Genomic DNA, 14,259 nt, shown 5'->3' with positions numbered 1-14,259 from the left:
TAATAGATTACAAATAGTTAATATTGATAATTGAATATCAAAATCTTTTTATTTTAACCTACCAGCCACACTTTAAAAACTTTCACGCGATCCCTGCTTACCGTAATTTCCTCTCCCGGCTGGAATTCCAGATCAACCTTATAATTTGGAGAAGTATGAATATTTCTGATATAATCAGAGTTAACGATAAATTGCCTGTTCACACGGAAGAATTTTTTCTCATCCAATGTCTCTTCCAGTTCATCGAGTGTAAAATCTGAAGGGTATGTTCTTTCCCGTGTCTGGAGGTAAACAATCTTATTTTCACTGAAAAAACAACTTACCTCGCTGGTCTGAATAATTTTCAGGTTATATCCTATTTTCACCAAAATTCTGGAAAGGGTGGATTTGTCCTTTTTTATCAGCTGTTTAATTTCTTCAGAACTAACCGGGTTCCCGGAAGGAAGAAAAGATTTAAATTTATCTATAGCTCCTGCCAGGTCTTCTTCCAGAATTGGTTTTAATAAGTAATCAATACTGTTCAGTTTAAAGGCTTTGAGAGTATATTGATCAAAAGCCGTCGTATAGATGATGAATCCTTTTGATGGAACTTTTTCAAAAATATCAAAAGACAATCCATCTCCTAAAACAATGTCTGAAAAGATCAGTTGCGGATGTTCATTTTCAGAAAACCAAGAAACACCTTCTTCTACCGATTCTATTTTTGCAATTACCTGTATATCAGTAAATATACTCAACATCCGCTCTAATTTTCTTGAAGCTGGTTTTTCATCTTCAATGATGACAGTTTTGATCATAAATAACGGTTTTAGTTTTTCAAATTACAGCATTAAAAGTAGATAAAAGAATCCGGTTTTGAACTATATTTTCGGCTTACCCTTATGAAGTTGCTTGTCTAAGGTTCTTTGTTCCCATTCGGAGTCAAAAATAAATAACTTGACTGCTTTCATAGCTAATATTATTCCCCAAATAAGCAAAAGGATCGATCCATGAAAAGGAGAAAAATCAATTGTTCCGTGCTCAAAATAATCATTGAAAAACAAAATCCCTGCGATAACGCAATACCATGCAAGGCTTTTATAAAAACTCTTCAATCTTTTGACGCGTTCGTAGGCCTGGCTATATTCCATTGTATTTTTATTAAAGTACTTTTCCATGATTTCTTTTATCTGTTTCCATTAATTCTTTTATTTTTCTCTCCTCCCATTCTTTCCCTATTCCAAAGACGTTTATGGCATGAACAATAATACCTATTCCCCATCCAAGCATCGGCCAATAAAACCACAAGTGGTCAGGTGATGTTAAAAGGTTTAAAACAAATAAAAATGGGATTACTAAACAATAGGAAGTCAGATTCCCATAGAATGCCTTTAATTCTTTTACCCGTCTTACTGCTTTTTTATAAGTCAGATTTTCCTTGTCGAATGATAATGTTTCCATACTATTGAATTTTGATTATTTATTTTCTTGAATCAAATGTATCACGAAAATCACCTTCAAATCAACTATATCTTACTGAGTCGTCGAATATCCCTTCTGAGTAGCAAAAATCCCGACTCAATTGAAATCGGGATTTTTTTATCTGGATTACTTGTCAGTCTTTTCCTTAACTAAAGTCTTCCAAGCAGCAAACTTTATTTTATTCAGCATTTTATCATTCCGTATTTTTATTATTAATAAATAAATGGAATAAGCTTTTTGTTGCTTTCCTGTATTGTATGTAATCATCACCAAACTGTCCAATGAGCACCTGTTCCTCTATTTTAATCCTGTAACTAAATGCTATACATGGAGGAATAAATGCCAGGGCAAGGGAAATCCAGTTATTTAGATATAAGCCTAGTCCCAGGAAAGTTAACAATGCAAAAGTATAGGAGGGATGTCTCACATAATGATAAAGCCCGTCTTTTTTAATTTTATGATCTTCCCGTATCGTCACATCTACAGTAAAATATTTACCTAAAGACCTGATGATAAGATACCGGCATACAATTCCAATGATAATGAGGGCCTGGCCGGTATATACAATCCAGACTGAGTCTGTAATAACAAAATCAGATATGTGAGACACCATCACAGCACTTCCGATTGAAAAGAGGATAACTATCCAAAGAATACTGAGAGTGGATTGATCTTTTTTCTGATCCTTATCTGCTGATTTCAATTTTTGTTTATAGATGATTTCACTAAGAAACCAGGCCGCCATAGAAGCGTAAAATAAGATTTGTAGATTCATTTGTTATTGTTTTTATTCTTAAAAGTAGCAAAATGACGATTCGCTTTTAGCGATTTTACAATTTTTTATCCTTGTTCATCAGCTCCCTGATCTTCTTCTCTTCCCATTTTTTAGCAAAGTCCATTCTTGGCAGAAAAACAGAAAGTGCATGAGCGATAAGTCCTACTCCCCAGAATATCGCTGTAAAGAAGTTTTTAAACTGGAAATAGCTTTCTCCCGGGTCCAGGTTGGAATAATTGAAATAAGCAATTATAATATTTACACCAATGTAAGAGAATAAATGAGCATAAAATCCTCTTAGTCTCTCTACCTGTTTTTTAGCCTGCTGATACCGAATATCATTTTCATCAAACGTTTCCATTGTTTTTGTTTTTTTGTTTATCCATAATTTCCTGAATTTTCTTTTCCTGCCAGGATTCTCCAATGCCGAATACCTGGAAGGCATGAGAGGCAACACCAAATCCCCAACCCAGGAGTGGCCACCAAAACCAATGATAACGGCTCTGAGTATAAAGATTGATAAAGATTAAAAAGGAAATAACAAGGCAGTATGAAATAAGATTGGCATAGAATCCTTTGATCTCTTTTACTCTTTTCTGAGCTTTTTTATAGGCCTTATCTTCATCTTCAGGTTTAATACTGACAACGTTCGGTTTATCTGATAGAACCGGAAGTTTCACTTTAAAATAATCATCCGATTTCTCAATAAAAACATTTCTTTTGGTCAGCAGTGAGTACCTTTGTACAATATTGGCAAGTCCAATTCCGGCACTTTCTTTAATCTGTTCCCGAACCTGCAGATTATTTTCAATACAAAGTGTATCATTCTCCGAAAAAACTTTTATGATCAATGGTTTTGAAGAGGTTGCAAAATTATGCTTGATACAGTTTTCAAGAAGCAATTGAAGAGAAAGCGGAACGACATACCTCCTGTAATCTTCTTTCCGGACATCAAAAATAAAATCTACACTGTCCTCAAACCTTGTTTTCAGCAATTCGCAGTATGTTTTTGCAAATTCTATTTCATCTTCTACAGTAACAAGTTCTTTATCTTTTTGCTCCAGTACATAGCGGTAAATCTTTGACATAGAAGCTGTAAACTTCTGTGCCTGATTTGGATTTTCATCAATCAGGGCACTTAGTACATTTAATGAATTAAAAAGAAAATGAGGATCGAGCTGATTTTTAAGGGTTTCAAACTGTGCATTGGCAGATTTTGCAATCAATTTCTGTTCTACCACTTCTTTTTTAGAAGTTTTTTTGAGCTCTTCCATGAAACCCCTGGCATGAAGAAAAGCTGAGATAAGTAGAGCAATATTCACCATGAACCAGTTGATGAAATTATATTTCCCAGAAAAGAACTCTTCTGACGTTGCATCTTTCTGGAAAAGAACAAAATTGATGTAATTGCAAATATAGACGAGAATAATATTGACTATAAGGATCGAAATAACGCTTATAACGGCTCTTTTGGTGGTAGCTTCAGACCATGGAACCTTTTTATTTAAATAATCATTAAGCATGCCGTTTCCCATCCCCAGCACAAAAGAATAAAGACCAGAAATAAGAAAGGAAAGCATTAGATTGTCAATGGTCTTCTCCTTTGTAAAAAACAGGAAGAAGAATAATGCTGTTCCTATGGTTACCCAAAGCAGAACAATAAGGTTTTTGCGTTTCATGAGTTTATTTCTTGGTTCAAAATTAGCGGATAATAAATGTACCAAAAATTATTTTTCACTGAACCGTCAATTTCCTTTACTGAAAGGCAAAAATAAAGTCTTCCTGAATCGGGAAGACTTTATTTTCTTTTATAGGCTGTTATTTTACGGGCTGGCTTATAAAATATTCTGCCTCTCCTCTTCCCCAGTTAGGATCCATGGAAGATTTTGGCTTATAAGCATTGTACTGCTCCAATGATTTCTTGAACATTTCGAGGCCTTTTGTTTTACTTCCTCCGTATTGTTCCGGAGTGAAATAAGTATCTTCCGCTTTTATCAGAGCTATTCTGGGATTTCCCGGATCTAGCTTTTCAGCGATTTGAAGTTCTTCAGCAGCCTTCATTCCGTCTGTCATATACCTTTGCTGGGGATTGACCATCATTCTTAAAGAATAAGCCATTTTTCTTAATAAATGAATCTCTGCATTATCGGCACCTGCAAGATTCTGTGCGTTCGCAAGATGCTTTTCTGCCTGGTTGGCCACCTCATCCAGATCCTGGGTTTTTCCTTCTCTCATCATTACCCTACCCTTCTGAATATAAGAAAAAGCAGCATAATAGCTTGGTAGCCATTTCCCGCTTTCCTTACTTTCTATCCTTTGGAAATCATTCGCTAACGCCTGGAAATCTTCTGGCGTTTTGCAGGTTTCGATCTTTGCGATCTTTTCAGACATTATTTTCTCGTAATCAGACTGAGCAAAAGCAGTTAGGCTCATGCAAACTAAAGCAAAACTTAATAAATACTTTTTCATTGTTTCTTAATTTTTTAGGGTTCGTTTTATGTACCGAAAGGTATGTATTTCATCAGTAGGATGATCCCTTTCGTTATTTATTATAAGTTATTATTGATGGCATCCTGTGTTTTGTCTACTCCAAAGCTTATAAATGCCCCTACAAAAACAAAGGTATTAATTGGTGGGACAATAGCTGAACTTCTGGATCCGTCCTGTGAAAAATTGTATCCATACATATTCCTGGTTCCGAGCACATTGGAAATACTTAATACAAAAACAGTAAATGCTTTAGCATCTTTTTTACCCAGATTCGGAAGATAATTAAAACTTAAATTTAAAGCATTATAATCTTTCAACCTTCCTTCATTTCTTGTAAAATTAACCACATTTCCATTGATATCTTTTGTGGCAATATCATAATAAGGGCGTCCTTTGGCATAGGTGTAAGAAAGATTGACCCCTAATTTCCACTCCGGAATGAATCTTTTACCCACTACTGAAAGGGTATGTTCTGATGCAAAGTTGGGCTTTAAGCTTACCGGATAATTCATAAAATCCCTTTTCGAGTCCAAAAAAGAATAGCTGATCCAGTAGTCAATATTTTCAAATGTTTTTTTATCCCTCCAGAAGAGCTCTAACCCTTTTGCATATCCGAATCCGTCATTATTAATCGCAGTCTGGACCGGTTGATTCTGATTCTCAATATTGGCAATGTTTCTCACTTTTATAAGCTGGTCATATTTTTTATAAAAAGCTTCAAATCTTAAACTTCTGCCTTCTGATGCTCTTTGAACCTGTAGAATATAATGTTGTGATTTTTGAAAATCAAGATGTGCAGGTCCGTTAATGTATTTACTTTCAGGATTCTGGTAAAAAAGGCCATAAGCAAATGAGGTGGTCCAGTTCTTTGCCAGGCGATAAGCTAAGGCAAAACGCGGAGCAATATTACTTTTATTTAGAAAAGAAGAATTTTCTGCCCTTATTCCTATTTTAGCTGAAAACTCATTACTGAATCCCAGATCTGTTTCTGCAAATACAGAAGAAATAAGATCCTGATAATGTTTATTGACTTCTTCAAATTTCAGCTTTTCGTCAGTATTATTCAATTCAAATCCACCCCGAACAGCGCTTATCTTATTAATTTTTCTTTCCAGAACTGCTTTAAAATTAATATAATTACCATCTGTCAATAGCTGCGTTTTATCAGTTTCTATAGTATTGGTCTCTCCAGAAAAATTGAGGTCGGACCTGTTATAAGAATAAGAAGCACCGGTATTCAGAAGATATTTTCCAAACTTTTGCTTAAAAGACAGGTTATGATAGGTATTTTTTCCATTTATTCTTACCAATGCATAATCAGATCCCGGTTCAAGACTTTCTGTTCTTACCCCCATTTTATTCGTGTCATACATTCCGTAATACTTTAAAAATCCGCCTGATTTTGTTTTTATCCTGAAATTTGCATCTCCGTTAAATCCTTGGGGAGCATCTATAAAATCTGTATTGAAATTCAGAACTTTTTGCATCAGGCTCAAAAGAGAATATCCCAGAGTAGCACCATAAGAATGATTCTTATCTCCACTCAGTTTTTGGAACCCTGCATTCAGGAAGATGGGTGAAATCCCGAAATCATAAGAGCTCTGATCTGGAAGATCTACACTTTCCAACATTAAAGCTCCGGAAAGAGCCTGTCCGTACAAAGCTGAATATCCCCCACTTGAAAACACATTCCCTTTAAAAAGAGATGTATTGAAACGATCTCTTCCTGCAATACCTGGTACCGAACTGGAGAAATAGTTATTGATAAGGCTTCCATCCATAAAGATCCTGGATTCCGTTCCGGTACCTCCCCTGATAAATAAACCCTCGGATTCCCCTACTTTTTGCACTCCCGGAAGGTAGGTTAATGCAGAGGAGATCTGGCCATCCGCTCCTGCCGTTGTGTAGATATCGATTGGTGTTAATAATGCTGTTGCTCTTTTCCTATCACTTGCTTCTATTGCTCCTGCTGAGATTACTACTGCATCGATTTCATTGATCTGCTCTTTCAGTTCTGCATCCACAGAGATATCCTGATTATCAATAATAATCTGTTTTTCAATATCATTATATTTCGGATGGGTAAAAGAAAGCGTATGATTTCCTTTTTCTGATGTTTCAAAAGAAAATTTTCCGTTAGAATCTGTAGTTGCCCCATCATAAGTCCCTTTTAGGGTCACATTTATTTCACCAATCCCTTTATTTCTAAACGTTACCCTTCCTGTAATTTTTACCTGGGCATAGCTCAGACAAAATGATAAAAAGGTGATGAGAAATAATAATCTTTGCTGTCGGGTTTTCATTGTTGTTAATTTTCGGATCAAAAATAGGACAGAAAATACCTTTCAGTGAAAAAAATATGACTGAAAGGTATAGATTGTATACTGAGTGGGAAATTAGTGTATCGGAATGCAAAAATCAACATGCATTTTTCCTTCCGGATGTTCCCTGAAATTCGAATGATACACTTCAAATGGGTAAGATTTCCTAAAAGTATAATGGTTTTCATTCATCCACATAAAAAGGGATACCCAGCATTGTTCAAAATCATCTAATGTAAACTCTCCGCTGCCTACAATGAACCTTCCCGCTTCAATGGTTTCCGGGAAAATTTCTCCATCCTGTTCTTTTAGCTTATCATCCAATAGCATTCCTGCGTGGATCCTTACTTTATCCGGAGGTGTCACTTTAAAACTATCATGATATACCGATATCATTTTTACATCATCTCTAGGAAACAGATGTTTTCGCCTGGCCCATTCTATAAGAATGTCATAAGAAGGTTCAACGTTTTTGATCCCAATGCTCATGACTGAAGCCAGGTGCATTTCTTTAAGGGTGGTTACTTTAATTTCTATATTCATTTTTCTCCAGTTTAGCAGGTTTTCTACATTGCAAATGTACTGGTGAAAAATTGTATCAATTTGTCCGTTCTTGCTCTCTATAGGTAAAATCTTGTGAAAATTTTCCGGGACTGACCTTCGAAATTCGGATGGTGATTTTCCGTAATATTTCCTGAATGTTTTATTGAAAGCCGAATGGTTAGAAAAGCCAAGATCCATATAAATATCCTTAATACCCAATTCCCTTCTTACCGCAAGATACAATGCGCTTTTTTCTGTTTTTTTTCTGATGACATAGCTTTGAAGCGTCTCCCCTGTAATAAGCTTAAAAACCCTGTGAAAATGAAAAGGAGAATACGCTCCCAGTTCTGCTACTTTTTCAAGACTGAGTTCAGAATCAAGGTGGTCTTCTATATACCTGATGATCTTTACGATCCTTTTTTTATACGCTTCCAATGGTTGTTTTCTACAAAAATACCGAGATTATACCCATGAGACTTGTCTTTTATTGCGGGATTTCCGAAAACAGACCGGAATCATAAAGTGTTTTAAAAAATTATGTCTAAATTTAGGTAATTATAAAAAATCACTTAAAATCATTTCAAAATGAAGCTACAAAAATTTGTATTATTAACAGGACTGGCTTTATTTGCTGTTTCTTGTGGAACAACAAATACCTATATGATTAACGCAAAAAGCGGAACACAGACAGGAGGTACAGCCAAGTTTACGCAGAAAGGTGATGAAGTTATCATGAAACTTGATGTAACGAATTTAACACCGGGAATCCACGCTGTACACATCCATGAAAAAGGAGATTGTTCAGCTGCTGACGGAACTTCTACAGGCGGACACTGGAATCCTGCGAAAGATGATCATGGAAAGTGGGGAGCGGAACACTTCCATATGGGAGACATTGGTAACCTTGTAGCGGATCAGAGCGGAACAGCAACACTTACGTTTAAAACCAACAAATGGTGTTTAGGATGTACCGATGAATCCAAGAATATTATTGGAAAAGGTCTGATCATCCATGCAGACAAGGATGATTTCCATACCCAACCAACCGGAAATGCTGGTGGACGTGTAGGATGTGTGGAGATCAAGTAAAATGTAAAGCTGATTATTACAACACAAATAAGCCGTACGGCTTATTAAATACAAACGGAAACCATTAGGTTTCCGTTTGTATTTATACCAATTTATTTATGGAAATTCATTGAAAGGTTTATAAAAAATAACCCGGCTCTGATAGCCGGGTTATTTTTATGATTTTACATTCATATCTGCAATAATGTTCATTGCTTCCTGAAGGTAGGTATCTTTTTTAAGATTTTTGATCCACATTTCAGATTTCTTCTTAAATGCTTCATCTTTTTTCTCTCTTTCGATCTCGTTTGGATACATGGTGAATTGTAACCCGTTTACAAATTTAGTGAGTGCTTTGAATTTTTCAATCTGAGCTTTTCTCTGCTTCATGACTTCATTAAACTTCGTAATATTAAGGGTAATGGTTTCCTCTTTATCCAGCTTCTCTCTCCATTGAGCAGATTCCAATAACAACTGATAGTTTGAGTTTTTAGCCATTCTATCGTTACTAGCCTTCTCTAATGCTTTGATATCAAAATAATTTAACTTTTGGAATTGCGTTCCAGGAATTTTATCCCAAGCCAGCGCAAAATCATCATATCTTTCTCCAATTTCAGCATAAGTAAAGAAGTCCTTCATCTGGATATCGGATACAATTCCTTTTCTTTGAGTAGATTCTCCCGTAATTCTGTAAAATTTCTGAATCGTTAATTTCAGTGATCCGAAATCATCTTCAGTATTTAAGAATCTGTTTAGGTCTACGAATGTCTGAACTGTCCCTTTACCAAAAGATTGAGGGGAACCAATAATCATTGCTCTTCCGTAATCCTGCATTACTCCGGCCAAAATTTCTGAAGCCGAGGCAGAAAGCTCATTCTGCATAATCACCAAAGGTCCTGTCCAGATCGGAGTTTCATTCTTGTTTTTTAACGTCTGAATTTTACCGTTCCCATCTTTTACCTGAACATAAGGTCCTGCATTCATAAATAATCCCATGATATCACCAACTTCCGTTAATGAACCTCCTCCATTATTTCTCAGGTCTAAAACAATTCCTTCAATGTTCTGAGCCTTTAGTTTAATGATTTCATTTTTAATATCATCTGAAGCGTTTCTTCCCTTAGCATCTTCAAAATCAGCATTGAAACTCGGCAGATTGATAAAACCATATTTTTTTCCATTTGGAGCATTAACCACAATACTTCTTGCGAATGTATCTTCAATCGCTACTTCCTCACGGATCATCGTAACTTCTTTAATGGTTCCGTCTTTCTTCTGTACCGTAAGAGTTACTGGAGTTCCTTTTTCCCCTCTGATCAGTCTTACCGCTTCGTCAGAAAGCATTCCCACTACATTTACGGCATCTTCTTTTGGCTTGGATTTTACTTTCAGGATCTTATCTCCTTCTGAAAGCTGCTTGGATTTCCAGGCCGGAGCTCCTATCGTTAAGGCTCCCAGATAAAGATTCCCTTTTTTCTCCTGAATAATCGCTCCAATACCAATCACTTTTCCTGCAAACTGAGTATCGAAGTCTTCTTTGTCTTTTGGAGAATAATAGTTGGTGTGCGGATCAAAAACTTCAGTATAAGCATTCATGTATACTGTAAACCAATCCATTTTCTTTCTTTTCTTGAACCTTGTAAAAGTTTCTTTTACAAGATCTTTAACTTCATCTGTTGCTTTTATCCTTTTCTGGTCAGGAGTAAGGATCTGAAGCTTGATGGTATCTTTCAGATTATATTTTTGTACAGAATCTTTTTTCTCTTTCTGAGCCTGCTCCTTACTGTTCATCGACTCAATTTCCTGAAGGATATTGTATTTGATGAATTTTCTCCATTCGTTATACTGCTCCTGCTTATTCGCGGGTACCTTTTTAAGTTTTGGTTCCAGTGTAAGGGTTTCATCTTCTTCCAGATTAATCGGCTTGCTGAAAATGTCCTGGGTAATCTGGTCAATTTCATCCACTCTTTGGTATAATCTGTCGATAGTTAATTTATAGAAAGTAAGGTCTCCAAGGTTCAGATAATCATCCAGCTTTGTTTCGTGTTTACTGAATTCATCCATATCCGACTGAAGAAAATATCTTTTTGCAGGATCTACCAATTCAAAATAATGCTTATAAACATCTTTTGAGTAGGCATCATTAATAGGTTTTGGGCTGTAGTGCAAATAAGAAAGTGTATTTTTCACGCTCACCATTATCGTCTGCATCTTTTCATCGTCATTCTTAGGCGAGTTGAAACAAAACATTAGACTTGTCAATGGAATTAGGAGTAAAAATTTATTAAGTTTAAAATTTTTCCACATAAATCTTTAATGTATTTTATTAATTTTTTTCTAAAATATATAAATTAGTAGTAACATTTAAATTACTGTTACAAACTATCAAATTTAATACCTTATTTACAAATATCGGATAGTTTTAAGTATTTTTGTTAAAATAAAATTTTTTTATGGAAAGACCTCTTATTCTGGTTACTAATGATGATGGAATTACAGCACCTGGTATCAGAAATCTAGTCAATTTTATGAATGAAATAGGCGAAGTAATCGTAGTAGCTCCCAATTCTCCACAAAGTGGCAAAGGACATGCAATTACGATCAATTCTACCTTAAGTTATGAAGAAGTAAAACTTGATGGCCCGCAGCAGGATTTTTCCTGTAGTGGTACTCCTGTTGACTGTGTAAAAATGGCCCTTGACAAAATATTGAAAAGAAGACCTGATATCGTGGTTTCCGGCATTAATCATGGAGCTAATTCATCGATTAATGTTATTTATTCAGGGACCATGTCTGCTGCCGTAGAAGCAGGTGTAGAAGGAATTCCTGCTATCGGATTTTCGCTGCTCGACTTTAGCTGGGAAGCAGACTTTACGCAGGCTAAAGAGTTCATTCAGAATATTGTAAGAAGAACCTTGGAAAACCCAATGCCACGAGGGATCGTTCTGAATGTAAACATTCCAAAACTTCCGGCTCAAGAAATAAAAGGGATTAAAGTATGTAAACAGGCACATGCGAAATGGGAAGAAAGCTTTGACGAAAGGGTCAATCCGCACGGAAAAAAATACTATTGGCTGACAGGGTATTTCAACAATATGGACGAGTCTGAGGATGCTGACGAAACAGCTTTGGCTAACGGATATATTTCCATTGTTCCTGTAAAGTTTGATTTAACAGCCTACGAATATATGAAAACCCTGGAAGAGGTAATGAATTTTGACTAATGTACGGCAAGCTAGACAATCCTGTTTATCATTCACTTAATGAATACCATAAAAAGTTTTGCTTAAACTTTGGAAATTCTAAATTTTACAATCCTGAGGTTGCTGCTTTTGGGGGCGCATCCGACATAGGAAAAGAAGAAGATATTGCAGAATATGCAAAAATCTGTGATGATTTTCTTGTTTTTGGCGCTAAACCCAAAGGTAACTTTGCAACTGCATTATCTCAGCTTGTCTGTGATCAGTATGTTTTGGAAAATAAAATCGAAATCGACTTTACAGAAGATATTGTCCTTATTACAGAGGAAAATCAGAAGGAACTTAACGATTTTATCCTGAAATTTTATCCTTACTATTTTAAAAAGAAAACACCGGAACTTGGCCGCTATTTTGGAATTTTTAAAGATGAAAAACTGGTTGCCGTAACGGGTGAAAGAATGCAGATGGACGATATGACTGAAGTAAGTGCCGTGATTACCGATACGGATTACCTGGGAAAAGGCTATGCAAAACAACTTGTTGCTTTTGTTTCAGGAAAAATATTTGATGATAACAAAACCCCGTTTCTCCATGTAGCGGAAAGCAATATGGGAGCCAAAAAACTTTACGATAAGCTAGGATTCGGTCACAGGGGAAAGATCAATTTATGGGGTGTTAAACGATAGTTTTTCACCCCTTTTTATTTCTTGCTGATTTGTTTAATCAAAGTGTATATAACATGTCAGATTCTCAAAAAAGTACTTTATCTTCTTTTCTCAGTTCTTCAAGGTATTCTTTTTTTCCATCACGGTAGAAAAGATTCATGGTTTCAAAAGGGATTAATTTCAGGTCTTTGTTAACGATGTGCACGCAGGATTTTTTAACCGCACGAACATCAAAATCATGGGCATCCATAAAGTTCATAATAATGATCCTAAAGAGATTATCATAATCAAGATCAGGAGCTGAAACTTCAGGAAGACAACAAAGTAACTGGTTCACTTTAGGTTTTACTTTATCTACGGAAATTCCTGTACTGAAAATATCCAAAAGCTGCATATGAAGTCCGGCATCCTGTTCATAGACAATCGTGTTTCTGGATTCATTATTCAGTAAATCAGCCGGATTGATATATCGGGTTAAAGGAATAATTTCACCCCCCAGCTTTAAGATATATCCCATTGCCAAGGCATCCGGATTACAGGGAACCGGAATAATATCATCTGAATTAAGCAACGGAAACTGATTCAGGATCTCTTGTCTTACTTCTGTTAACGTAATTTTTTCATAAGCAGAGTCTTCTCTGTTCCTCCCTGCTATCTCAACGGGCTGAAATGTAATTCCCCTCACACATTTCTGTTTTAAGGCAAAATCAATGATCTTTCCTATTTCATCAATATTTTTGTCCTTTTGGAGTACGATAACTAATGTCGTGGAAAGATTTAATTCATTAAGCTTTTCAAGAGCCTTCATTCTGACATCAGTAAGATCTTTACCTCTGAAATCCATTAAAACCTCCGGTTTAAATGAATCAAACTGAAGATAAACCTCAAACTCGGGAGCATATGTTGCTAATTTTTCAGCAAAACCAGGATCATTCGCTATCCTTACTCCATTGGTATTTAACATTAAATGCTTGATCGGCTTTGTCTTTGCAATATCCATGATCTTAAAAAACTCAGGATGAATGGTTGGCTCTCCTCCACTGATCTGTACAACATCCGGTTCTCCTTCATTTTTTACAATGATATCAAACATCGCTTCGATTTCTTCCAGGCTTCTATGGCTTCCGTAATGGGGTGATGACATTGCATAGCATGTGGGGCAAGTAAGGTTACAACGGTCTGTAACTTCTACGATAGAAAGACAGCTGTGCTGTTCATGATCCACACAGAGTCCGCAGTCATAAGGACAACCATATTCTACATCCGTACCAAAATGCAAAGGCATCTCCGAAGCTTTATTATAGTTTCGGATGTTTTTATAGTACTGAACATCCGAGGCAATTTTTGTTTTGAAAAACCCGTGATCAGGACACCGTTTAGTCATGAAAACGGCTTCATCCTCTATAATAACCTTAGCTCCCACTCTTTTAAGGCATTCGGGGCAAAGGCTGATCGTATAATCGTAATAGGTATAATTTCTTACCGGCATAATGTAATTTTAAAGTCCTCCACCACAAATATATCCGCTGATCAGTCCACAGATCAACAAACAGATAACCATGGTCTGTATGAATTGTTTTTTCGAAAATTTCCTTCCATCTTTTAATTCATAAATTATTTTTACAAATAAAGTGGCAATAAAAGAAACAAATAAGGCTCCAAAAATAATGATCGCAATGACCATTATAAAGACACCGGCATAATTGCCCCCTTCCAAAAAAGTTAATGGTATCATT

The 14,259-nt window shown here is 35.9% G+C and carries 15 protein-coding genes; 3 read left to right on the top strand and 12 right to left on the bottom strand.

Translation table 11 applies throughout. The annotated features are described in order from the left end of the window. Positions 1 to 53 precede the first annotated feature (53 nt). The 9 genes from MTQ00_RS16065 to MTQ00_RS16025 form a co-directional block, all read right to left on the bottom strand. Positions 54 to 797 (bottom strand): LytR/AlgR family response regulator transcription factor, encoded by a 744-nt coding sequence (locus MTQ00_RS16065; RefSeq protein WP_273650275.1) that lies wholly within the window; start codon positions 795 to 797, stop codon positions 54 to 56. Positions 798 to 860: 63 nt separating this feature from the next. After that, on the bottom strand, positions 861 to 1,157 hold the full coding sequence (locus MTQ00_RS16060) for a 2TM domain-containing protein (RefSeq protein ID WP_273650274.1): 297 nt from the start codon (positions 1,155 to 1,157) through the stop codon (positions 861 to 863). Then, positions 1,141 to 1,440, bottom strand: a complete 300-nt coding sequence (locus MTQ00_RS16055) for a 2TM domain-containing protein (protein WP_172281759.1) — start codon at positions 1,438 to 1,440, stop codon at positions 1,141 to 1,143. Before MTQ00_RS16055 ends, MTQ00_RS16060 begins: the two co-directional genes overlap by 17 nt. 214 nt (positions 1,441 to 1,654) lie before the next feature. Continuing rightward, positions 1,655 to 2,236 (bottom strand): methyltransferase family protein, encoded by a 582-nt coding sequence (locus MTQ00_RS16050; RefSeq protein ID WP_273650273.1) that lies wholly within the window; start codon positions 2,234 to 2,236, stop codon positions 1,655 to 1,657. A 55-nt stretch (positions 2,237 to 2,291) separates the two neighbouring features. Beyond that, positions 2,292 to 2,597 (bottom strand): 2TM domain-containing protein, encoded by a 306-nt coding sequence (locus tag MTQ00_RS16045; RefSeq protein ID WP_172281753.1) that lies wholly within the window; start codon positions 2,595 to 2,597, stop codon positions 2,292 to 2,294. Next, positions 2,584 to 3,915 (bottom strand): 2TM domain-containing protein, encoded by a 1,332-nt coding sequence (locus MTQ00_RS16040; RefSeq protein WP_273650272.1) that lies wholly within the window; start codon positions 3,913 to 3,915, stop codon positions 2,584 to 2,586. The genes MTQ00_RS16045 and MTQ00_RS16040 overlap by 14 nt, the downstream gene beginning before the upstream one ends. Positions 3,916 to 4,054: 139 nt before the next feature. After that, positions 4,055 to 4,705: a hypothetical protein gene (locus tag MTQ00_RS16035; protein ID WP_172281749.1), complete on the bottom strand. Its 651-nt coding sequence runs from the start codon at positions 4,703 to 4,705 to the stop codon at positions 4,055 to 4,057. A gap of 80 nt (positions 4,706 to 4,785) precedes the next feature. After that, entirely contained in the window at positions 4,786 to 7,029 is a 2,244-nt protein-coding gene (locus tag MTQ00_RS16030; RefSeq protein ID WP_273650271.1) for a TonB-dependent receptor, read from the bottom strand. A 93-nt stretch (positions 7,030 to 7,122) separates the two neighbouring features. Further along, positions 7,123 to 8,025 carry an AraC family transcriptional regulator gene (locus MTQ00_RS16025; protein ID WP_273650270.1) on the bottom strand — a complete coding sequence of 301 codons (903 nt, stop codon included), beginning with the start codon at positions 8,023 to 8,025 and terminating at the stop codon, positions 7,123 to 7,125. A 150-nt stretch (positions 8,026 to 8,175) separates the two neighbouring features. On the opposite strand from MTQ00_RS16025, the gene MTQ00_RS16020 reads away from it, so the two are divergent. After that, positions 8,176 to 8,679, top strand: coding sequence for a superoxide dismutase family protein (locus MTQ00_RS16020; protein ID WP_273650269.1), 504 nt, complete (start codon positions 8,176 to 8,178; stop codon positions 8,677 to 8,679). A gap of 156 nt (positions 8,680 to 8,835) precedes the next feature. On the opposite strand, the gene MTQ00_RS16015 is transcribed toward MTQ00_RS16020, so the two are convergent. Continuing rightward, the gene (locus MTQ00_RS16015; protein WP_273650268.1) at positions 8,836 to 10,965 is read right to left on the bottom strand and encodes a carboxy terminal-processing peptidase; all 2,130 of its coding nucleotides are present in this window, start codon (positions 10,963 to 10,965) and stop codon (positions 8,836 to 8,838) included. Positions 10,966 to 11,111: 146 nt separating this feature from the next. On the opposite strand from MTQ00_RS16015, the gene surE reads away from it, so the two are divergent. Beyond that, positions 11,112 to 11,882, top strand: coding sequence for a 5'/3'-nucleotidase SurE (gene surE, locus MTQ00_RS16010; RefSeq protein ID WP_273650267.1), 771 nt, complete (start codon positions 11,112 to 11,114; stop codon positions 11,880 to 11,882). After that, positions 11,882 to 12,544, top strand: coding sequence for a GNAT family N-acetyltransferase (locus MTQ00_RS16005; RefSeq protein ID WP_273650266.1), 663 nt, complete (start codon positions 11,882 to 11,884; stop codon positions 12,542 to 12,544). Before surE ends, MTQ00_RS16005 begins: the two co-directional genes overlap by 1 nt. Before the next feature lie 64 nt (positions 12,545 to 12,608). On the opposite strand, the gene MTQ00_RS16000 is transcribed toward MTQ00_RS16005, so the two are convergent. Beyond that, positions 12,609 to 14,012 carry a radical SAM protein gene (locus tag MTQ00_RS16000; RefSeq protein WP_273650265.1) on the bottom strand — a complete coding sequence of 468 codons (1,404 nt, stop codon included), beginning with the start codon at positions 14,010 to 14,012 and terminating at the stop codon, positions 12,609 to 12,611. A gap of 9 nt (positions 14,013 to 14,021) precedes the next feature. Further along, entirely contained in the window at positions 14,022 to 14,258 is a 237-nt protein-coding gene (locus MTQ00_RS15995) for a hypothetical protein (RefSeq protein WP_273650264.1), read from the bottom strand. Position 14,259 lies beyond the last annotated feature (1 nt).

This window comes from Chryseobacterium sp. B21-037 (assembly GCF_028570785.1).
Lineage (GTDB): Bacteria > Bacteroidota > Bacteroidia > Flavobacteriales > Weeksellaceae > Chryseobacterium > Chryseobacterium proteolyticum.
This window is presented reverse-complemented; position numbering and strand designations above follow the sequence as displayed.